19 protein-coding genes are annotated in these 19,857 nt (G+C 66.4%); 8 read left to right on the top strand and 11 right to left on the bottom strand.

Features of this window, described 5'->3' with window-relative positions:
* Positions 1-137: 137 nt before the first annotated feature.
* A complete protein-coding gene (locus tag QX108_RS10050; RefSeq protein ID WP_315781580.1) occupies positions 138-1,238 on the bottom strand; it encodes an aspartyl protease family protein in 1,101 nt (366 codons plus the stop codon).
* A gap of 152 nt (positions 1,239-1,390) precedes the next feature.
* Here QX108_RS10050 and QX108_RS10045 point away from each other — a divergent pair, with 152 nt between their 5' ends.
* From QX108_RS10045 to ahcY, 3 genes are all read left to right on the top strand, one after another.
* Positions 1,391-2,740, top strand: coding sequence for a hypothetical protein (locus tag QX108_RS10045; protein ID WP_315721190.1), 1,350 nt, complete (start codon positions 1,391-1,393; stop codon positions 2,738-2,740).
* Between the two features lie 69 nt (positions 2,741-2,809).
* A complete protein-coding gene (metK, locus tag QX108_RS10040; protein WP_315721189.1) occupies positions 2,810-4,006 on the top strand; it encodes a methionine adenosyltransferase in 1,197 nt (398 codons plus the stop codon).
* 201 nt (positions 4,007-4,207) lie between these two features.
* The gene (gene ahcY / locus QX108_RS10035; protein WP_315781576.1) at positions 4,208-5,629 is read left to right on the top strand and encodes an adenosylhomocysteinase; all 1,422 of its coding nucleotides are present in this window, start codon (positions 4,208-4,210) and stop codon (positions 5,627-5,629) included.
* A gap of 73 nt (positions 5,630-5,702) precedes the next feature.
* Here the strand turns inward: ahcY and QX108_RS10030 are convergent, their stop codons facing one another.
* The 5 genes from QX108_RS10030 to QX108_RS10010 form a co-directional block, all read right to left on the bottom strand.
* On the bottom strand, positions 5,703-6,575 hold the full coding sequence (locus QX108_RS10030; protein ID WP_315721187.1) for an urea carboxylase-associated family protein: 873 nt from the start codon (positions 6,573-6,575) through the stop codon (positions 5,703-5,705).
* 102 nt (positions 6,576-6,677) lie between these two features.
* Positions 6,678-7,718 carry a hypothetical protein gene (locus QX108_RS10025; protein WP_315781571.1) on the bottom strand — a complete coding sequence of 347 codons (1,041 nt, stop codon included), beginning with the start codon at positions 7,716-7,718 and terminating at the stop codon, positions 6,678-6,680.
* Between the two features lie 145 nt (positions 7,719-7,863).
* Entirely contained in the window at positions 7,864-8,493 is a 630-nt protein-coding gene (locus QX108_RS10020) for a cytochrome b/b6 domain-containing protein (RefSeq protein ID WP_315781569.1), read from the bottom strand.
* A 44-nt stretch (positions 8,494-8,537) separates the two neighbouring features.
* Positions 8,538-8,816 carry a PepSY domain-containing protein gene (locus QX108_RS10015; RefSeq protein WP_315781567.1) on the bottom strand — a complete coding sequence of 93 codons (279 nt, stop codon included), beginning with the start codon at positions 8,814-8,816 and terminating at the stop codon, positions 8,538-8,540.
* Between the two features lie 185 nt (positions 8,817-9,001).
* Positions 9,002-9,703: a DUF6881 domain-containing protein gene (locus QX108_RS10010; protein WP_315799402.1), complete on the bottom strand. Its 702-nt coding sequence runs from the start codon at positions 9,701-9,703 to the stop codon at positions 9,002-9,004.
* 314 nt (positions 9,704-10,017) lie between these two features.
* Here QX108_RS10010 and QX108_RS10005 point away from each other — a divergent pair, with 314 nt between their 5' ends.
* Positions 10,018-10,509 carry an ATP-binding protein gene (locus tag QX108_RS10005; protein ID WP_315781561.1) on the top strand — a complete coding sequence of 164 codons (492 nt, stop codon included), beginning with the start codon at positions 10,018-10,020 and terminating at the stop codon, positions 10,507-10,509.
* Positions 10,510-10,561: 52 nt separating this feature from the next.
* Here QX108_RS10005 and QX108_RS10000 read toward each other — a convergent pair whose 3' ends face one another.
* Positions 10,562-11,293 carry an alanyl-tRNA editing protein gene (locus QX108_RS10000; protein ID WP_315781558.1) on the bottom strand — a complete coding sequence of 244 codons (732 nt, stop codon included), beginning with the start codon at positions 11,291-11,293 and terminating at the stop codon, positions 10,562-10,564.
* Between the two features lie 158 nt (positions 11,294-11,451).
* The gene (locus QX108_RS09995; protein WP_315721181.1) at positions 11,452-12,177 is read right to left on the bottom strand and encodes a hypothetical protein; all 726 of its coding nucleotides are present in this window, start codon (positions 12,175-12,177) and stop codon (positions 11,452-11,454) included.
* Between the two features lie 166 nt (positions 12,178-12,343).
* On the opposite strand from QX108_RS09995, the gene QX108_RS09990 reads away from it, so the two are divergent.
* The gene (locus tag QX108_RS09990) at positions 12,344-13,804 is read left to right on the top strand and encodes an NAD(P)/FAD-dependent oxidoreductase (protein ID WP_315782237.1); all 1,461 of its coding nucleotides are present in this window, start codon (positions 12,344-12,346) and stop codon (positions 13,802-13,804) included.
* 218 nt (positions 13,805-14,022) lie between these two features.
* Here the strand turns inward: QX108_RS09990 and QX108_RS09985 are convergent, their stop codons facing one another.
* The gene (locus tag QX108_RS09985; protein ID WP_315726293.1) at positions 14,023-14,475 is read right to left on the bottom strand and encodes a MarR family winged helix-turn-helix transcriptional regulator; all 453 of its coding nucleotides are present in this window, start codon (positions 14,473-14,475) and stop codon (positions 14,023-14,025) included.
* 99 nt (positions 14,476-14,574) lie between these two features.
* Here QX108_RS09985 and QX108_RS09980 point away from each other — a divergent pair, with 99 nt between their 5' ends.
* The 3 genes from QX108_RS09980 to QX108_RS09970 all read left to right on the top strand — a co-directional run bounded on the left by QX108_RS09980 (position 14,575) and on the right by QX108_RS09970 (position 17,830).
* Positions 14,575-16,497: an FAD-binding monooxygenase gene (locus tag QX108_RS09980; protein WP_315781555.1), complete on the top strand. Its 1,923-nt coding sequence runs from the start codon at positions 14,575-14,577 to the stop codon at positions 16,495-16,497.
* Between the two features lie 132 nt (positions 16,498-16,629).
* On the top strand, positions 16,630-16,875 hold the full coding sequence (locus tag QX108_RS09975; RefSeq protein WP_172112826.1) for a PilZ domain-containing protein: 246 nt from the start codon (positions 16,630-16,632) through the stop codon (positions 16,873-16,875).
* Between the two features lie 85 nt (positions 16,876-16,960).
* Positions 16,961-17,830 (top strand): tetratricopeptide repeat protein, encoded by an 870-nt coding sequence (locus QX108_RS09970; RefSeq protein WP_172112689.1) that lies wholly within the window; start codon positions 16,961-16,963, stop codon positions 17,828-17,830.
* Between the two features lie 3 nt (positions 17,831-17,833).
* On the opposite strand, the gene QX108_RS09965 is transcribed toward QX108_RS09970, so the two are convergent.
* Together QX108_RS09965 and QX108_RS09960 are read right to left on the bottom strand one after the other, a co-directional pair.
* Positions 17,834-19,102, bottom strand: a complete 1,269-nt coding sequence (locus QX108_RS09965) for a CpaE family protein (RefSeq protein WP_315721178.1) — start codon at positions 19,100-19,102, stop codon at positions 17,834-17,836.
* A complete protein-coding gene (locus QX108_RS09960; protein ID WP_315721177.1) occupies positions 19,099-19,836 on the bottom strand; it encodes a CpaD family pilus assembly protein in 738 nt (245 codons plus the stop codon). Before QX108_RS09960 ends, QX108_RS09965 begins: the two co-directional genes overlap by 4 nt.
* Between the last annotated feature and the right edge of the window lie 21 nt (positions 19,837-19,857).

The following is a 19,857-nucleotide window of genomic DNA, read 5'->3' as shown; positions in this document are numbered from 1 at the left end:
GCAGGACCATGGCGGCTGGTGGCTTTGGTCCTTTGTTGCCGCCGGGCATGGCGGGGTTCAAGTCGCGCCGACGTGTCCTCCTTGACTCAGCAGGACGCCAAGGAGGAGTAGGGCCGTCATTGCCGATGTGAACTGTGCTACGGCTTTCGCGCCTTATGGGGACGAACCTCGACGAAATCGGCGGCGATCTGGACGTCGAAGCGGGAGAGGAAGCTCATGCCCAGCAGCCCGTCGATGCCGCTGCCATAGTCCTTCTGGTCGCCGGCCTGAACGGCGACCGGAATCCCGGTCGCCAGGAGTGAGTTGAGCTTGACCTTGTCCGCCCGGGACAGCCGCGCTTTCGTCTCTCCGTTCGCGCTGATCAGCGTGATGTCGCTGCCGGCGCTCAGCGGCAGCTTGGCTCGCTCGGCAAAGGCCGAACGCACGGACACGTAGCTCGCGCCGGTGTCCAGGATGAACGATCCCTTGACGCCGTTGATCTCTGCCTTGACCACCACGACGTTCTTTTGCCTGCCCAAGGGAAATCGCTCGTTGCGGGCCTCCGTCGGGGCGACGCAGTTGCCCTGCCGTTCATAGTCCGCGATGATTCGCTGGGTCTGGCTGGTATCGCGGGCCACCGGGTCGAACGACACCCACAGGCTGATCGGCGCGACTGCCTCACAATAGCGCTTCATCGCCGCATAGGCCTCGGCCATCTGCGTGAAGACGCGGCTGGCGACTTTGGCCTTGTCCGGCGAGAGTTCGATCGTGTCGGAGTAGTCGGTCAGGGCGCGCGGATGATCGCCGGCACCGGCCAGCGCCGTGGCGCGCAGATAATGCGCATCCCGATTGGACGGCGCCCGGCGGACATATTCGTCGGCGACCTCGACCGCCCGGGGATAGTCGGTCAGCTTCATGTAGGTGTCGGCGGCGCGGTGCAGGGCCATGAGCGGGGCGCCGCACTCCTTCACGAAGCGGAATTGAGTCTCGGCCGCCTGACGGCGATAGCCGAGCTTGTCGAGCATCAGCGCGAGGTCGCCGATGCTCTTCTGGTCGCAGGGCTCGCGCTTCAGCTCCTGCAGCCGCAGCCAGACGAACGGGTCGCGGGCGGCCTGCAGCGGCAGCGCGCCCAGCCGTTCGTAGACACCCGCGAAGACCTCGTCCGGGTTCTCATCGAGGTAGCCCGCGGCCGCCTGTCCCAGCGTCGCGACAAACAGCAGCGCGGCCACGGACAGCGTGGACCCCAAATACCTCGACATGCGCATCCCAGCGTTGATCCCGCGGGAACTGTATCGCTTCTAAGCGTCGCGGAACAAGGTACCGACCGGCGGCTTTGCATGGTGGGCAGAAGGTGCTACAGCGTTGGGCTAGCGGGCATCTGCCCACCCACGCTTCCCACCCCCTCCGGCCGATGAAGAACGACCAGTTGCTCGCCCAGATCACGGAGTTCTGCCGCCACTCGGACATGGCGGAATCGACGTTCGGCCGGCGCGCCGTCAACGACGGCAAGCTCGTGCAGCGGCTGCGCGAGGGCAAGCGCATCACCATCGACACGCTGGATCGCATCCAGGCCTATATCGCGGCCTCCACCGGCACCCTGCCGCCGCCGCGGCTCGACGTCGTGCCGGAGAAGCGCGATCCCAAGAGCAATTTCCGCTTCTTCGAGAACCGGCAGAAATACCTGCTGTTCGTGCACACCTGCAGCGAGAAGCGGGTGGTGGCCGAGCGCGTCGGCCTCGAGCTCGCCAGCATCCATCCGCGCCCCCCGGCGCTGCGGCTGTTCGACGCCGGCGTTGGCGACGGCACCGTGCTGTCGAAGGTGCTGCGCACGATGCACGGCCGTTTTCCACACATTCCTTTCTACGTCGCCGGCAAGGAACTGAGCCTCGAGGACGTCCGGCTGACCTTGGAAAAGGTGCCGGACCGCCTGTTCGAGCATCCGGCCAGCGTGTTCGTGTTCACCAACATGAACTATGCCGAGGCGCCGTGGCTGACGCCGGCCTCGCCGTCGGTGGCGGCGTCGATGATCTGGCACGAGGTCGTGCTGCAGGGCGATTCCTCGGGAGATTTCGAGGCCCAGATCACGGCGCTGAAGCCGTTCCTGGAGCAGAACTGGCGGGCCAACGTCTCCCAGCGCACCGGCATGCCGGTGTATGAGCGGCCGATCGCGCTGGTGTTGTACCGCGAGGATCACCGCTTCCTGCTCGACAACATCATTCCCAGGGCAGGGCGGGTCGAGGCCAATTTCGACCTGATCATCGCCTCGCAGCCCTACCGGGCCCGATCCTCGGTGAATTTCCGCGCCAAGCGCATCATCGCACCGCTCGCGCGGGCGCTGAAGCCCGGCGGCCGGCTGATCGGAATCCACTCCCACGGCCAGGATCCGGGCCTGGACATCATCCAGGCGGTGTGGCCCGGAGAAAATCCTTTCTCGGTCAGCCGGCATGAGCTATTGCGCGCCGTCAAGTACGAGTTGGGCTCCAGTGGGCGAGACTTAAATTTTAACGCCTATGCGGACAATCGCTCGATTTTCAGGTATGAGATGGAGGCTCTGCCCAACGAGGTCACCGGTGCGATCGGAACCTCGACGGCCTTTGCAGCCTGGAACGCGGCGGTGTATGTCGCGCAGATCGAGGAGGACCGCCTGACCGAGGTGGCCCACTCGTCCCGCGCGCTCGACGCCGCCAGAGAGGTCCTGCGAAAGCACAACGGGCTGTGGTTCTACGACGAGTCCTACGTCATCTCGCGGCGTCGCGATTGACATCCTGGGATCAGGAAACTTGGGATCAATACAAACGACCGCCGTGGGCGGCGAAGAAGGGGTTGCTTGATGCGCGCGTCATATCTGTTCACCTCGGAGTCGGTGTCCGAAGGCCACCCGGACAAGGTCTGCGACCGAATTTCCGACGAGATCGTCGACCTGTTCTACCGTGAAGGACCGAAGGCCGGCATCGACCCCTGGCACATCCGCGCCGCCTGCGAGACGCTCGCCACCACCAACAAGGTCGTGATCGCCGGTGAGACCCGGGGGCCCGCCTCGGTCACCAACGAGCACATCGAGCACGTTGTCCGCGAAGCGATCAAGGACATCGGCTACGAGCAGGCAGGCTTCCACTGGAAGACCTGCGACATCGAGATCCTCTTGCATCCGCAGTCCGCCGACATCGCGCAGGGCGTCGACGCCCTGCAGCCCGGCGAGGTCAAGGAAGAGGGCGCGGGCGACCAGGGCATCATGTTCGGCTACGCGACCAACGAGACGCCCGACCTGATGCCGGCGCCGATCTTCTACGCGCACAAGATCCTGCGCCTGATCTCGGAAGCCCGCCACTCCGGCGTCGAAAAGGTGCTGGGACCGGACTCCAAGAGCCAGGTGACCGTGCAGTACGAGAACGGCAAGCCGGTCGGCGTTCGCGAGATCGTGGTGTCGCATCAGCATCTGGTCGAGGACATGACTTCGGCACAGGTCCGTGAGCGCGTCGAGCCCTATGTCCGCAAGGCGCTGCCGGAAGGCTGGATCACCCCCAAGACGATCTGGCACATCAATCCGACCGGCAAGTTCTTCATCGGCGGTCCCGACGGCGACGCTGGTCTCACCGGGCGCAAGATCATCGTCGACACCTATGGTGGAGCGGCCCCGCATGGCGGCGGCGCCTTCTCGGGCAAGGATCCGACCAAGGTCGACCGTTCCGCCGCCTATGCCGCGCGCTACGTCGCCAAGAACATCGTGGCTGCCGGCCTCGCCGACCGCTGCACCCTGCAGCTCGCCTACGCGATCGGCGTGGCGCGGCCGCTGTCAATCTACATCGATACCCACGGCACGGGTAAGGTGTCGGAGGACGTGCTGGAGAAGGCCGTCGCCCAGGCGATGGACCTGACGCCGCGCGGCATCCGCACCCATCTCGACCTCAACCGTCCGATCTACGCGCGTACCTCGTCTTACGGCCATTTCGGCCGCACGCCGGATAATGAGGGCGGCTTCTCCTGGGAGAAGACCAACCTCGTCGAGGCGTTGAAGCGCGCTGTGTAATCCATACGTCCATCTCTCTCCGCGCGCGGAGAGAGATGACAGCCGATGCTCCGCATCGGTGTCGTTAGATTGAAGACGGCGGCAGAAGGCCGCCGTTGCCTCTCCCCGTGAGGAACGGGGAGAGTGATCTGGACTGCGCCTCGACGCGTCTCTCTTCGTTCGTCACGACCAGTTTCGAATTCATCCGACCAGGAACCCCACATGACCGCCAAGCCAGGTTTCACCGACTACATCGTCAAGGACATGTCGCTCGCCGAGTTCGGCCGCAAGGAGATCTCGCTCGCTGAGACCGAGATGCCCGGCCTGATGGCGACGCGCGAGGAGTATGGCCCGAAGCAGCCGCTGAAGGGCGCGCGAATCGCAGGCTCCCTGCACATGACCATCCAGACTGCCGTGCTGATCGAGACGCTCGCCGCCCTCGGTGCCGACATCCGCTGGGTCTCCTGCAACATCTACTCGACCCAGGATCACGCCGCTGCCGCGATCGCCGCCGCCGGCATTCCGGTGTTCGCCGTCAAGGGCGAGACCCTGGTCGATTATTGGGACTACACCGCCAAGCTGTTCGACTGGCATGGCGGCGGCCATCCCAACATGATCCTCGATGACGGCGGCGACGCCACCATGTACGTGCATCTCGGCCTGCGCGCCGAGAACGGCGACACGGCGTTTCTCGACAAGCCGGCCTCCGAGGAAGAGGAAGTGTTCTTCGCGCTGCTGAAGAAGCAGCTCAAGGAGAAGCCGAAGGGCTACTTCGCCGCCATCGCGCAGTCGATCAAGGGCGTCTCCGAGGAGACCACCACGGGCGTGCATCGCCTGTACGACATGCAGAAGGCGGGCACCTTGCTGTGGCCGGCGATCAACGTCAACGACAGCGTCACCAAGTCGAAGTTCGACAACCTCTATGGCTGCCGCGAGTCGCTGGTCGACGGCATCCGCCGCGGCACCGACGTGATGATGTCGGGCAAGGTCGCGATGGTCGCGGGCTTCGGCGACGTCGGCAAGGGCTCGGCCGCCTCGCTGCGCCAGGCCGGCTGCCGCGTCATGGTCTCCGAGATCGATCCGATCTGCGCGCTGCAGGCGGCGATGGAGGGCTATGAGGTGGTGACGATGGAGGACGCAGCCCCGCGCGCCGACATCTTCGTGACCGCCACCGGCAATAAGGACATCATCACCATCGAGCACATGCGCGCGATGAAGGATCGCGCCATCGTCTGCAACATCGGCCACTTCGACAACGAGATCCAGGTCGCGTCGCTGAAGAACCTGAAGTGGACCAACATCAAGCCGCAGGTCGACGAGATCACCTTCCCCGACGGCAAGCGCATGATCCTCTTGTCCGAAGGCCGCCTCGTGAACCTCGGCAATGCGATGGGCCACCCGTCCTTCGTGATGTCGGCGTCCTTCACCAACCAGACCCTGGCGCAGATCGAGCTTTACGCCAACAACAAGGACGGCAAGTACAAGAAGGAAGTCTACGTGCTGCCGAAGTCGCTCGACGAGAAGGTGGCGATGCTGCACCTCGCCAAGATCGGCGTCAACCTCACCAAGCTGCGTCCCGACCAGGCGTCCTATATCGGCGTCAAGCAGGAAGGCCCGTTCAAGTCGGACCACTACCGCTACTGATCGCAGCGCTCACGCGCGGCGGAGACGACGAAGGCCGGGGCATCGCCCCGGCCTTTTGTTTGTCCAGCTCCGTTCAGCCGCCCGCGCGCATCGCGCCGTGGCCGCGGTGATAGTTGCTGGACGACGGCCAGGGCCAGTCGGCCAGCCGCGTCCGGTCGGGCTCGTAGATCTCGACGCGCAGCGGATGGCAGGCCGCGGCATCGCTCGAATGCGTCGCGCCGCAGTCGCCGCCCGGGCAGGCCGAGAGCGCGCCGAGCAGGTCGATCTCGGCCAGGAATTCGATGTAGTCGCCGGGACGCACCGGGCTCGCCTTCATGAAGTACTGGTGCGTGTCGCGGCTGAAGCCGGTGCACATGAACACGTTGAGCACGTCGTGGACGTGATGCTCGACCGCTCGCGGATCCGCGTTCAGCTCGGCGGCCAGCGCACGCGACAGATTCGAGTGGCAGCAGAAGTCGTAGCTGCCGCCGCTGAGCAGGCGATTGGTGTAGGGATCGCAGCGGGTGCCGATCACGTCATGGATGCCGGCGCCGTCGGCGTCGAAGCCGTACCAGCCGAGCGTGTCGTGGCTGATCGTCGCCATCGGCCGCAGGTTCGGCATGGTGCTCCACAGCCGATCGCCGGTCGAGACGTGCGTGGCATGCAGCGCGCGCGTCTTGCCGCTGAAGAAGCGCTCGGACAGGTCGTCGGCATTCCACAGATTGAGGTCGCCGACCTGCGGGCCCTCGAGGCTGACGATCCGGAAGAACTGCCCACGGGCGACTCGAAAGCTGCGCGCATCGCGCGGCGGCACGATCACCTCGTCGATCTTGCTCATCGTCTGCCGCGCTGCATCGAGCATCGTCATGTCCGGTCGCGGCAGAGAGTCGGCGGGATAGACGATGGCAGGACGGACTGCGCGCCTTGCGGCGGCATCAGCGGGCTCGGGCGGACGACGAGATGGCATGCTGTTCTCACGCGACGGACGGGACAGCCGTCAGCATAGCGCCTCTTGGCCGCTTCTGTCCCGGATAGGAAGCCGCGGGTCGATCACGCCGGGGGAGCGACGTCAGCCGGTCCGTCGCGAGCCCAGCGCCGAGGCGCGCACCGCCTTCGCACGCTTGGCGGCATGATGCTCCGACCGCGCTGCGATCCGCTTATGCTTCTTCGTCTCCGCCGCCGCGAGCTTCACGGCCGGCGTGCGATGCTTGGTGTATTCCTCGCCGTCGACAGGGCCGACATGCGGCGGGTCGCGGTCGAGATAGGGGCGTCCGACGCCGAAGCTCTTGCCGTTGGCGTCGACCCATTTCCACAGCTGCTCGGTCGCAACCCAGCGCTGCGCGCGCGTCGCGCCGTTGACGCTGACGATGTCGGCGGCGAGGCCGTGGCCGTAGCCGCCGCGCAGGCTGCCGCCATGATAGGAACGGTTGCTGGCCGCCTTCAGCCCGCTGGCGATCTCCTGGCGATAGTCGTCGCGGAAGCCGCTGGTGATGCCGGGCGCGAGGCCTGCGGCCTCGGCGGCGTGCAGCGTGTGAAACAGCTTCAGCTTGAAGCCGCGGTCCATGCCGCCGATGACGTATTCCGCCATGCTGCGGCCGACACGCTCGGCGGCCTTGGGATCCTTCCAGGTGAAATCATTGTCCACGAGCCTGGTGAAGCTTCGCGTCACCTTCACCATGCGACCCTTGCGCTTGACCGTGACGACGCGCCGCTCGGTCTCCCTGATCTTGTCGAGCTTCGGCGCGCGCTCATACAGCGCAAACAGATAGCGATCGACGCAGGCGTCGATGTCGGGGCACTCGTCGAGGATCTCGGTGCGATCGGCGCTTGCTACCGTAGACCTGGGCGTTTCGCCTGACGCCGTCGGCAATGCCGTCTCTTCCGCAGGTAGCACGGCCGATGGTGCAATCGATGCCGTCGTCAGCGCCGTCTCTGACGAGAGCGGCGGGGTGGTCATCGGCTCGGCGGTCGTTGAGGCCGTGACCTCCGCGATGACCGGCGTCGTCGTTGCCTCCGGTTCGGCGGCGCCAGCTGGCCAGGCGATGACGCAGCCTGCGAGAACAACCGATCGGCACAATGCACGCGTGGTGAACTGCTGCGAGCTCATCATCCGGCCTCCCCAAGATCCGTGCTCCTGCAGGCAAGAGCGGTCAGGCATCCGTGACCTGCGATTGTTCGGCGCTTGGGCGCGAGGTGCAATAACACAGCGGGCGTCGTCGGCAGCTTTTGCGGGAACTGTGGCCCGCGCGCAACGATCAGAGATTGTGAGTTCCTTGTGTCTCCGATGAGTCCGTTTGGCGTTGGACACCGCGCTGCGTCGTTCGGCGCAGCAGCTTGCGCCCCGTCAGCATGGCGCGGGCGAGGTTCTCGCGCTGCAGACGGCTCACCAGCACGACGCCCGCGACATGCAGCACGACCAGGGGGATCAGGAGATACGATGTCACCTCGTGGGTGTCCTCGACCCACCAGAGCCCGAAGAAACGCACCGTGACCTGCATCGCGCCGGACACGGCGGAGACGATCAGCAGCAGCAGCAGCGCCAGCTGCATGGCCGTGCCCGCGGGGTTGAGCCCGAGATAGCGCCCGGTCTTGCCGCGCCGCAGATTCCACAGATAGATCGGCGTGGCGCGCAGCCGGGCGCGGAGACTGCGAAAGCGCGAATGGCGCGTGCCGATGATGCCCCAGATCAGGCGGAAGGCGAGCAGCCCGAGGATTGCGTAGCCCGCCACCCTATGCAGCCCGTCATGGACGTTCGGCGTGACCCAGGCGATCAGCACCAGCACGGCCAGCATCCAGTGCCACAGGCGCAACGGAAGATCCCAGACCAGCACGGTCTCGGCCTGGTCTGGGTTCTTCGCGCTGGCTCTGGGAGCTGTGCCGTGCATGGCCGTCAGATCGCAGCGTGCAGCGAAGCCGCACGCAGTCCCGATTACTTGGCGACCGTGTGCTTCAGGCTCAGATCTTCCGGGCTGTAGAACAGCTCGTAGAGCTTGCCTTCCTTGACGCCATAGACCTCGTAGCAGGAGCCTTCGATCTTGGAGCGGCGCACCTCGTAACCCAGCGCCTTGGCTTTCGCCTCGGCCTCGGCCGCCGGCTTCCACTGGGCCTTGTCGAGCTTGGTGCAGTCCTTGTAGCCGTCGGCCATGGCCGGCGAGATGGCGAAGCCGGCGAGTGCGGCGCCGAGCAGGGCGGCGGTGGTCAGTCTCATCAATCCCTCCAATGAAGCAAAATCAAACACGATGCATCGTGGGATCAGGGAAGACGGCAATGGCGCGAATGTGTCAACGGAGCGGCAGCTGGAATCGCTCTTAGAGGACTTCCAAATTCGTCCCGAAGCTGCAAAACAAGGGACGCCGCGCTTGCCACCGCATCCGCGACGTTACGTCTCGCTCATCACTTGAAGCCCAGTGCCTTCCGCCACACCGCCTCGAAGTCGGACGCCGAGATCTCTCGCGCGGAAAATCCGCTGATGGCATTGATCTCGGAAAGCGACGGAATCGCGCCTTCCGGCATGACGTCGCGCCAATTCGCCTGAGCGAAACTGCAGGTCTCGAGCCGTCCGTCGGGATACATCCTGATCCACCGGATCGGACAACGATCGCGGTCGAGCTCGCCATAGCACTCGATTTCGGTATCGCCGTCCGGGGGATTGATCGTGTGCATGTAGCTGTGCGGCGGTCCGACCGACGGCGGCGGCGGCCGGGAGCGAAGATGGTTGATCAAGTCCAGCGCGGCTTGTTGGCTTTCGGGCGGCGCGATCCAGCTCGTCTCCTGCTCGCTCAATCCCAGCGTCGCAAGGAGCTCGGTGACCAGGAGCGCGACGCCATGTGTGGCGAGTTCGGCGCCATCGATGAAGGCGGTCGGCCCCGTCGCGCCGAAATGCTCGACCTCGTGGCGCAGCTCCATCAGCAGAACAATGCGCCCGGACCTCAGTCGGAGGAGCACGCCGGACGCGTCGCCGAGCCCGCCCTCCTGCCATGTCTCGATCGTCCAGCCGTGGCTTGCCGCGAGCTCCGTCAGCCGTCGGCTTACCGTCACGATGGCCATGTCGACGGTTGGAAAGCGATAGTCGAAGATCTGTTCGACGGGCGTCATGGAAGGGCTCGTCATCGAATAGGCCGGAGGTGCCGATGCTGCGCACATCGAACGCAAGGGGAGAATGGTGATCGGCGCAGCACGCCATTGTAACGGGATGGGCACGCGGATCGTCAACGCCGGCAAGGTGCTCCCTGGACGACGCCTCCGATCTCTGACAAGATCACCGGCATGATCTCACACGTTCACCTCGCAGGCGCGGCCCTAGGGCGCCGAATTACCGACCCGGCCTGATCGGTCGGGCCGGGCGATGCTGCCTGCGAACTATCTGTGAACGTGTCGAGCGCCCGAGCTGGCGCCGGAGGTCTTTCATCATGTCCCCGAACCCACCCACGCTGCACCTGGTGTGCGGCAAGATCGCTGCCGGCAAGTCGACGCTCGTGGCGGAGCTCGGCCGGCGTCCGGCCACCGTTGTCCTAGCCGAGGACGACTGGCTGGCGCAGCTCTATCCGGGCGAGCAGACCAGCCTTGCCGACTATGTCCGGAATTCGTCGCGGCTGCGGGCCGTCATGGGGCCGCATGTCGTGGCTCTGCTGCGTGCTGGCGTCTCGGTCGTGCTCGATTTTCCGGCCAATACGCTGGCGAGCCGTGCCTGGATGCGCGGCCTGTTCGAGGCGGCCCGCGTGCCGCATCAGCTGCATCATCTCGACGTCCCCGACGAGATCTGCAAGGCGCGGCTGCGGGCGCGCAATGACGAGGGGCGGCACGCGTTCAATGTGACGGACGAGGAGTTCGATCTGTTTACGTCCTACTTCGTGGCGCCGACGGCCGAGGAAGGGTTCGACGTGATCCTGCATCGGCCGTAGTTATCAGCCCGCGTAGCCGGATGAGCGGCTTGTCCGGGCTACGCGGCCGTTGCTAATCGCTCCATAGCCCGATCCTGAACCTCCGGTTCTGCCGGCCCTTGTTGTCGACCTTCAGAATCCGGATGCGCCGCGCCCGCGCCGTCGAGACCAGATGCGTGCCGCCGCAGGCTTGTCGGTCGAGGCCGTCGATGTCGACGATGCGGATCAGGCCGTCGGCCTGGCGCGGCGGGGCGACGGATTTGGCGCGGAAGAGTCCGGCGGTGGCTTGCGCGGCATCGTAGTCCATGTCGAAGGTGGTCACCGGGCGGTCGTCGGCGATCGCGGTGTTGACGGCGTGCTCCACGGCGCGCAGTTGCTCCGGTGCCACCTTGGGCAGGTCGAAGTCGACGCTGAATTCGTCGCTGTCGGTCATGCGGACGCCGGTCAGCAGCGCGCCGTCGAACAGCGTGTAGACCGCACTGTTGACGAGGTGGGCGACCGTATGCTGCTCGCACATCCGCTGGCGAAAGGCGGCATCGACGCGCAGCTCGATCGTCCCGTCGGGAATGGCATCGTCCCCGATCAGGTGCCAGATGCCGTCAGCGGTCGGCTCGAAGCCCACGACGTCGCGCACGATCCCGTTCCACGCGATGGTGCCGCGGTCCGGCAATTGGCCACCGCCGCCCGGATAGAACGGCGAGTGCGCCAGCAGCACCGCTCCAGGACGCGCGTCCAGCGCGGTGACGTCCAGCGTCCGAATCTCGGGATGATCGACGGCGAAGGGGCGCGGAAGAAGTTCGGTCATGCGAACCGGTCGCTGTCTTTGCCCGGATGAGCGCGGCGACATCCGGGTTCACCGAGATAGCGCGTGAGATCCCGCATGTCGCTGCGCTCATGCGGGCTACGATCGTGTCCAGACATACGCAGGATCGCGGCTCCGCGCAACTTGCGTCGCGCCGCGCTTCACCGGCACGCTGCGGCCGTGAACCACGCCATGCGAAATGCACCGTCGCGCAGGCGCAGGCAGACGGTGTCGCCGGGCTGCAGTCGTTCGTACAAGGCCTGCGCCACATGGGCGTCGGTCGCCGTCGCAAACGGTCCCCAGGCCTCCAGCGTGACGCGATAGGTTGCGAGCCGGCTGTGGCCGACATGCTTGCCGAGAACGCGGCTGCGCAGCAGCGCCGGCGCCGAGCGGTCGAGCGCGGCGTTGAACTGGCCGAGCGTCCCGAAGGCATAGGCGCCGACGAACAGTGCCGCGACGAGCAGCCGCCAGCCGCGGCGGCGTAGCTGGGTCTCGAAGCGGGCGGCGACGATGAGGAAGACGAGGGCGACCGCGATCGCGAACGCCGTCAGCGGCAGCCAGCTGACGAGGTTGAGGTCCGACAGCGTGCGCGCGGCGAGTGTGCCGGCTGCCACGATGCAGCCGGTGCCGAGATTGGCGCCGTAGCCGGAGCCGAGGCCGATGCGGAACCGGTCCGGAAAGCGCAGGGTGAGGACCAGCGCCAGCAGCGGGATGATCGTGACGACCGCAATCAGCTGGCCGGCCGGAAAGCTCGGGAAGAGCGACCAGGCCGCGAGCCCGATGGCTGCGACCGTAAAGCCGAGGGCAAGGCGTTGCGCCTGCACGCTCCCGCGCTCCCGGCTGTGCTCGTCGCCGGGCCTATGGTCGCTTGGGTAGGGGGCGTTCATCGCGAGGTCCATCTCCATGCGCGTGACCCGCTGATCGCGGAGGCGGGCCGACCGACGATCAACGCGCCGCCGATTTGACAGGGGCGGGCAGGGTTGCGACTGTTCGTGGCCAGAAGCAAGAAGCTGGACCAGGGAACGCCAGGAAAGCGCCATGTCAACAGAGGCGATGTCAACAGAGCATGTCGACGTGCTGATCGTCGGCGCCGGGCTGTCCGGCATCGCCGCTGCCTATCATCTGCAGCACAAATGCCCGGCCAAGCGCTTTGCGATCCTGGAGGGGCGCAGCGCGATCGGCGGCACCTGGGACCTGTTCCGCTATCCCGGCATCCGCTCCGACAGCGACATGTACACGCTCGGCTATTCGTTCAAGCCCTGGACGGATCCGAAGGCGATCGCGGACGGGCCGCAGATCCTGAAATATGTCAGGGACACCGCGACGGAGAACGGTATCGACCGCCACATCCGCTTCAACCATCGCGTCGTCAGCGCGGCTTGGTCGAGTGCGGACGCCCGTTGGACCGTCGAGGCCGAGCGACAGACGGAGCAGGGCACGATCGAGACCGTGCTGATGACCTGCGGCTTCCTGTTCATGTGCTCCGGCTACTACCGCTACGAGAACGGCTATCTGCCGGACTTCAAGGGCATGGCCGACTTCAAGGGCCGTATCGTGCATCCGCAGGCCTGGCCCGAGGATCTCGACTATGCCGGCAAGCGCGTGGTGGTGATCGGCTCCGGGGCCACCGCCGTGACGCTGGTGCCGGCGATGGCCAAAACCGCGGCGCATGTCACCATGCTGCAGCGCTCGCCGACCTATGTGGTGTCGCGTCCGGCCCAGGACGCGCTCGCCAACAAGCTGCGCGCGCATCTGCCGGCAAGCCTGGCCTACCACCTGATCCGCTGGCGCAACGTGCTGTTCGGGATGTATTTCTTCCAGCTCAGCCGGCGCAAGCCGGAACGCGTCAAGCAGCTGATCCTCGGCGGCGTGCGCGCCGCGCTCGGCGCTGACTACGACGTCGCCACCCATTTCACGCCGCGCTACAACCCCTGGGATCAGCGGCTGTGCCTGGTGCCGGACGGCGACCTGTTCAAGACCATCCGCGAGCAGCGGGCTTCGGTGGTGACCGCCGGGATCGAGACGTTCACCGAGCGCGGCCTGCGCCTGTCCGATGGCCGCGAGCTCGAAGCCGACGTCGTCGTCACCGCGACCGGGCTGGTGCTGCAGGTGCTCGGCGGCATCGAGGTGATCGTCGATGGCCGCAAGGTCGATTTTGCCAAGACGCTGAACTACAAAGGCATGATGTATTCCGACGTGCCGAACCTCGCGGCGACGCTGGGCTACACCAACGCGTCCTGGACGCTGAAATGCGACCTGACCTGCGAGTATGTCTGCCGTCTGCTCAACTACATGGACCGGCACGGCTACCGCCAATGCGTGCCGCACAATGACGACAGCAGCGTCACGCCGCTGCCGTCGCTGAGCTTCAGCTCCGGCTATGTGCAGCGCTCGATCGCGGACCTGCCCAAGCAGGGCTCGAAGCGGCCGTGGCGGCTGTACCAGAATTACGCGCTGGACATCGTCTCGCTGCGCTTCGGCAAGGTGGACGACGGCGTGATGCGGTATTCGTGAGGAAGAGAATCTCGCGGCCTGCGCTGCTGCTGTGAGGACAGGGGCCTCATGGTTCGAGACGGCGCTGCGCGCCTCCTCACCATGAGGGTGAACATTTAGCCGCGCGACCGATCCTCATCCTGAGGAGCCCGCCGAAGGCGGGCGTCTCGAAGGATGGCTGCAGGGACGGTGTAGGCCAAGCTCCTGTTCGCCGCGATCATACGGCCTCGTATAAGCACTCACCGCTCCGCCGCGCCCTCGCGCAGCGGAGCGCGGCTGAGCTCGTTGCCGGCGGCGATCGCCTTCTGCATCAGACGCACCAGCTCCTTCGCTTCGGCCCTGGTGAGGCCGCGCACCATCAGCCGCTGCGCGGCCTCCACCGCAGGGGTGATCGCGTCCAGCGTCCGCCGGCCGTTCTCGGTGATCAGCAGCTCGCGCGAGCGGCGGTCGCGTGCGCTCGCGCGGCGCACAACCAGACCCTTCTGCGCCAGGCGATCGATCACGCCGGTGATGGTGGTGCGGTCATAGGCGATCAGGCCGGCCAGGGTGATCTGGTCGATGGCCGGATTGGCGGCGATCGCGGCCAGCGCGGCGTATTGCACCGGCGTCAGGTCGAAGCCCGCCGCCTCCACCTCTGCCAGGAACACCGCCACCGCGATCTGCTGAAACCGCCGCGCCAGGTGCCCTGGCATGTCCTGCATTTCGCTCACCACGAATCTCCGATGTTGTCTTGACAAGCATACTGATGATCAGCATACTGATCAATAAGGAACAACGCGGGAGGGCGCGACATGCAATTCCATCTGAATGGATTCCAGCCGGGCGACCCCGAGATTGCGGACCCCGATGAGCGCGTCGCCAGCCACGGCGCGAGCGGTCCGCTGCCATCGGAGGTCGACGTCCTGATCGTCGGCTGCGGGCCGGCGGGGCTCAACCTCGCCGCCCAGCTCTCCGCCTTTCCTGACGTCAAGACCTGCATCGTGGAGCAGAAGCCGGGCCGGCTGCTGCTGGGCCAGGCCGACGGCATCGCCTGCCGCACCATGGAGATGTTCCAGGCCTATGGCTTTGCCGAGAAGGTGCTGAAAGAGGCGTGCTGGATCAACGAGACCACGTTCTGGAAGCCCGACGACGCCAACAGCGCGCAGATCGTCCGCAGCGGCCGCGTTCAGGACGTCGAGGACGGCCTGTCGGAGATGCCGCATGTCGTGCTCAACCAGGCCCGCGTGCACGACTTCTTCCTGGACGTCATGCGTCGCTCGGCATCGAAGCTCGAACCTCATTATTCGCGGCGGCTGCGCGATCTCACGATCGATCCCGCGGCGCCCGCGGGCGCGCCTGGCGTGACCGTCAGCTTCGACCGTATCGATGCCGCGCATGAAGGCCAGGTCGAAACGATCAGAGCGCGCTACGTCATTGGCTGCGATGGCGCCCGCAGCGTGGTGCGCAAGGCGATCGGCCGCGAGCTGCAGGGCGATTCCGCCAATCACGCCTGGGGCGTGATGGACGTGCTCGCCGTGACTGACTTTCCCGACATCCGCTTCAAGTCGCTGATCCAGTCGGCCCGGGACGGCAGCCTGCTGGTGATCCCGCGCGAGGGGGGCTATCTGGTGCGGCTCTATGTCGAGCTTGCCAAGCTCGATGTCGGCGAGCGCGTGGCGGGCCGCAACATCACCGTCGATACCCTGATCGAGAAGGCGCAGCGCATCCTGGCGCCGCATACGCTCGAGGTGAAGGAGGTGGCGTGGTGGTCGGTCTATGAGATCGGCCAGCGCATCACCGACAAGTTCGACGACGTGCCGGAGGCCGAGGTGGCGACGCGGCTGCCGCGCGTTTTCATCGCCGGCGATGCCTGCCACACCCATAGCCCGAAGGCGGGGCAGGGCATGAACGTGTCGATGCAGGACACCTTCAACCTCGGCTGGAAGCTCGCGGCCGTGCTGGGCAAGCGTTGCGCGCCCGAGCTGCTGCACAGCTACTCGGCCGAGCGGCAGGCGATCGCGCAGGAGCTGATCGATTTCGACCGCGAATGGGCCGCGATCCTCGCCTCCGCCGCCAAGCAGGGCGGAGCGGATGCAGCGCAGACGCAGGACTATTTCGTGCGTCACGGCCGCTACACCGCGGGCACCGCGACCCACTACCGGCCGTCCCTCCTCACCGGCGACGACACCTTCCAGCAACTCGCTTCGGGCTTCGTGATCGGCAAGCGCTTCCATTCTGCACCCGTGATCCGGCTGGGTGACGCCAAGCCGGTGCAGCTCGGTCACGTGGTCCAGGCCGATGGCCGCTTCCGCCTGTTCGCATTTGCCGGAGCCGAAGATCCCTCCGCGGCTGATTCCGCCATCCGCCGCCTGTGCCGGTTCCTGGCCGAGGATGCAGCCTCACCCGTGCGTCGCTTCACGCCGGCCGGCGCCGATATCGATGCCGTCATCGACCTGCGCGCGGTGTTCCAACAGGGCCATCGCGGGCTCGCGCTCGAGACGATGCCGGAGCTGCTCAAGCCGCGGAAGGGCCGCTACGGCCTGATCGACTACGAGAAGATGTTCTGTCCCGATCTCAAGGGCGGCCAGGACATCTTCGCGATGCGCGGCATCGATCGCACGGCAGGCTGCCTGGTGATCGTGCGGCCCGACCAGTATGTCGCCGACGTCATGCCGCTCGACGATGTCAGGAGGCTGGCGGCGTATTTCGACGGCATCATGCTGCCGGCCGGGTGAGGGACCATGGTAAACAAAATGCAAACCGCGGCGCCGGATTCCCGGACCTCGCGCTAGCCGGATCCCAACGTTTTGCCGCTACAAGCATGAGTCTCCGGATGGACGATTGAGTGGGTGAGACGTCGAATGTTGATGTTGGCGAACCGTCGCAAGAGCGAACGTCGGCTGTGCAAGAGAATTGCCAAGATACACTACGGCAACGGCAGCTTGCCGCGTGACTGCACGGTGACGGATATTTCGGATGGCGGCGTGAAGGTGGTCGCCGAATTCGTTGAGATCCCACCGCAGTTCACGATCGTCTTCTCGCCCGACCACCAGCGGAAATGCCGGCTGGCTTGGCGCATCGGCTGCGAATTCGGCGCCGAATTCATCGATTGAGGCGCCCCTCGCGCGGCTGCTTAACGGGACCTTAGGGTTAATCTGCCAGCGTGCAGGTCATCTGGTCCCGAAGTAGTTCAGTTGCATGCGTACGCGGCCCTCCTGCTCCCTCCCTCTGCTCCGGCCGGCCGCGTTCGCGCTGTCGTTCGGCGTCGTGCTGCTTGGCCTCGGCGCCTGCCAGACCACCGATCTCGGCGACATCACCGGCGCACTCGGCGGCAAGTCCGAAAAGCCCGGCGGAGCCGCATCCGATCCGCGCGCCGAGCTCGACCAGCTCCGCGAGCGCTTCCGCGCCGCGCCGAACGATCCCGACGTCTCGCTTCGCTATGGCAGCGCGCTGCGCGCCACCGGCCAACGCTCGCAGGCGGTCGCCGTGCTCGAGCAGGCGACGATCGCCAATCCCGGCAACAAGGCGCTGCTGGCCGCCTACGGCCGCGCGCTCGCCGACAACGGCAATTTCCAGCAGGCCTTCGACGTCCTCAGCCGCGCGCATTCGCCGGAGGATCCGGACTGGCGCATCCTCTCGGCGCAGGGCGCCGCGCTCGACCAGATGGGGCGCAACGAGGAGGCGCGGCAGTACTACGTCACCGCGCTCAAGATCGCGCCCGACGACCCTTCCGTGCTGTCCAATCTCGGTCTGTCCTATGCGCTGTCCAACGAGCTGCCGAAGGCCGAGGAGCAATTGCGCAAGGCGAGCGCAAATCCCGAGGCGAGCCCGCGGGTGCGCACCAATCTCGCCGTCATCGTCGGCCTGCAGGGCCGCATGAGCGAGGCGGAGAGCATCGCGCGAACCGGGCTGCCGCCCGAGCAGGCCAATGCCAACGTCGCCTATGTGAAGAAGATCCTGGTGCGAAGGCAGATGGCACAGCGCGAGCTGTCGCCGCGCCACGACCGCCCGGTGGTTGGCCAGCCCGACAAGGCGCTGGCGAAGGCGCTGAGCCGTTCCGACGACTGAGCGCTATTTCGCGCCGAGCAGCCTGGCGATCGGCGCCAGCAGCGAGCTGCGCTGCGGCCTCGCATCGACGCGGCCGGTGAGCCGGTTGGCGATCTCCTGAAACAGCTTCGGCGTGCGGCTCAGCGCTCCAACCTCCGCAATCATCTGGCCGTTGTTGGCGGCCGTGCCGAACAGCTTGCAGTCGAACGGGATCACCGCGACCGGCTCGGCCTCGACCGTCTTGGCGAAGCGCTTCAGGTCGATCTCCGGCCGCTTGGGCATGCCGACCTGGTTCAGGCAGTACAGCGGCGGCCGGTCGTTGGGGCGCGAGGCCTTGAGCACGCCGAGCAGGTTCTTCGCGTTGCGCAGATTCGCGAGATCCGGCTCGGCCACCACCAGGATGTCGTCGGCATTGATCAGCGCGTGGCGCGTCCAGGCCGACCATTGGTGCGGCACGTCGAGCACGATGCATTGCTGCGTCAGGCGCAGCGTGTCGAAGATCGCGTCGAACGCCTCGGCGCCGAAATCATAGACGCGGTCGAGCGTCGCCGGCGCCGCGAGCAGATTGAGATGCTCGGTGCATTTGGCGAGCAGGCGGTCCATCAGCGCGGTGTCCGGCCTGTCAGGCTGGAAGATGGCGTTGGCGATGCCCTGCAGCGGGTCCTGGTTGTAGTCGAGGCCGGCGGTGCCGAACGCCATGTCGAGGTCGATGACCACGGAATCCAGCGTCAGGTCGCGCGCCATGCTCCAGGCGACGTTGTGCGCCACCGTCGAGGCACCGACGCCGCCCTTGGCGCCGACCACCGCGATGATGCGGCCGGTGATGACGGCCTCGGAGGCCGAGAACAGGCTGCAGATCGAGCGGATGATGTCGATGGTCTCGACCGGGCCGACCACGTAGTCGTTGACGCCGCGCCGCACCAGCTCGCGATAGGCGACGCCGTCGGCGGGGCTGCCGATCAGCACCACGCGGGTGCCGGGATCGCAGACGCTGGCGAGATCGTCGAGGCCGCCGAGAATGTCGCCGCCGGGCTTGGTCTCCAGCACGATGACGTTCGGCGTCGGCTGAGAATTGTAGGTCTCGATCGCGCGCGGCATGCCGCCCGCCTTGATCGTGATATGCGCCTTGCCGAGCCTGCGGTCCTGGCTCGCGGCGAGGATCGCGGACGAGGTCTGGTCGGTCTCGCAGAACGCCTGCACCGAGACGCGCGGCACCGGCGCGATGTGATCGTCGAGCACCGGGCCGCTCGGCACGGGCTGCTCATCCTGGCTGTGGCGCGACGCTTTGATCATTTGCCTGTATCGCTGAGCTTGGCCTTGTCGGCATCCGGATAGGTGATCGCCGTCGACTCGCCCTTGCGGTACTTCTCGAACAGAGCGGAGCGGCGCGGCGTGTAGGCGGCGGTCTCGGAGCGCGGCTGCTCGAGGTCGGCCGGGTTGTCGATCATCGCGGCGAGGTTGCGCTGCGTGGCGCAGCCGAAATTCTGATAGTGCTGATTGCTGCTGTAGCCGGGATTGTTGATGTTCGGCCCGAGATCGTCCGGCCACAATCCGCAGGGGCCGGCGACGGCGGCGATCTTCGGATAGCTCAGCCGGATGACGGCGAGCTGCCGCGGGTCGTCCGGCATGGTGTTGCGCATCGTGATGGCGCGCGAGGGCACGCCGCTGGCGGTCAGCATGGCGCGGATGTCGTGATAGACGTCGGCGGCGGCGCGCGCATTCGGCGTGCCGGCCGGCACCTCGGCGACGATGGCGCCGGTGCCCTCGCGCTTCCAGGAGCGGGCGAGGCCGATGACGTCGTCGCGCTGCGGGCCGGTGAGGCCGCCGCGGCCCTGGCCGACGAACACGACGATCGACTGCCGGCCTTCCTCGATCGCGATCGGATGGCGCATCCGGTAGTCGTCGGGGATCGTCGCGACGACCTCGCCGCTGGTGTAGTTGCAGGCGCCGAGCGTGAGCGCGAGGCTCGCCAGCGCGCCGACCCGCCATGACGCGCGCCGTCCGTCGTCTCCAATTGATCCCGACATGATCGTTCCCCCGTGCCCCAT

It is taken from the genome of Bradyrhizobium sp. SZCCHNR1002 (genome assembly GCF_032381435.1).
Classification (GTDB): Bacteria; Pseudomonadota; Alphaproteobacteria; order Rhizobiales; family Xanthobacteraceae; genus Bradyrhizobium; species Bradyrhizobium aeschynomenes.
This window is presented reverse-complemented; position numbering and strand designations above follow the sequence as displayed.

Coding starts and splice junctions, on each gene's coding strand:
- QX108_RS10030 (WP_315721187.1), bottom strand. CDS start 6,575: ATGCCATCTCGTCGTCCGCCCGAGCCCGCTGATGCCGCCGCAAGGCGC.
- QX108_RS09990 (WP_315782237.1), top strand. CDS start 12,344: ATGTCAACAGAGCATGTCGACGTGCTGATCGTCGGCGCCGGGCTGTCC.
- QX108_RS10015 (WP_315781567.1), bottom strand. CDS start 8,816: ATGAGACTGACCACCGCCGCCCTGCTCGGCGCCGCACTCGCCGGCTTC.
- QX108_RS10025 (WP_315781571.1), bottom strand. CDS start 7,718: ATGATGAGCTCGCAGCAGTTCACCACGCGTGCATTGTGCCGATCGGTT.
- QX108_RS10005 (WP_315781561.1), top strand. CDS start 10,018: ATGTCCCCGAACCCACCCACGCTGCACCTGGTGTGCGGCAAGATCGCT.
- QX108_RS10045 (WP_315721190.1), top strand. CDS start 1,391: ATGAAGAACGACCAGTTGCTCGCCCAGATCACGGAGTTCTGCCGCCAC.
- QX108_RS10020 (WP_315781569.1), bottom strand. CDS start 8,493: ATGCACGGCACAGCTCCCAGAGCCAGCGCGAAGAACCCAGACCAGGCC.
- QX108_RS10000 (WP_315781558.1), bottom strand. CDS start 11,293: ATGACCGAACTTCTTCCGCGCCCCTTCGCCGTCGATCATCCCGAGATT.
- QX108_RS09970 (WP_172112689.1), top strand. CDS start 16,961: ATGCGTACGCGGCCCTCCTGCTCCCTCCCTCTGCTCCGGCCGGCCGCG.
- QX108_RS09985 (WP_315726293.1), bottom strand. CDS start 14,475: ATGCCAGGGCACCTGGCGCGGCGGTTTCAGCAGATCGCGGTGGCGGTG.
- QX108_RS10050 (WP_315781580.1), bottom strand. CDS start 1,238: ATGTCGAGGTATTTGGGGTCCACGCTGTCCGTGGCCGCGCTGCTGTTT.
- QX108_RS09975 (WP_172112826.1), top strand. CDS start 16,630: ATGTTGGCGAACCGTCGCAAGAGCGAACGTCGGCTGTGCAAGAGAATT.
- ahcY (WP_315781576.1), top strand. CDS start 4,208: ATGACCGCCAAGCCAGGTTTCACCGACTACATCGTCAAGGACATGTCG.
- metK (WP_315721189.1), top strand. CDS start 2,810: ATGCGCGCGTCATATCTGTTCACCTCGGAGTCGGTGTCCGAAGGCCAC.
- QX108_RS09965 (WP_315721178.1), bottom strand. CDS start 19,102: ATGATCAAAGCGTCGCGCCACAGCCAGGATGAGCAGCCCGTGCCGAGC.
- QX108_RS09960 (WP_315721177.1), bottom strand. CDS start 19,836: ATGTCGGGATCAATTGGAGACGACGGACGGCGCGCGTCATGGCGGGTC.
- QX108_RS10010 (WP_315799402.1), bottom strand. CDS start 9,703: ATGACGCCCGTCGAACAGATCTTCGACTATCGCTTTCCAACCGTCGAC.
- QX108_RS09995 (WP_315721181.1), bottom strand. CDS start 12,177: ATGAACGCCCCCTACCCAAGCGACCATAGGCCCGGCGACGAGCACAGC.
- QX108_RS09980 (WP_315781555.1), top strand. CDS start 14,575: ATGCAATTCCATCTGAATGGATTCCAGCCGGGCGACCCCGAGATTGCG.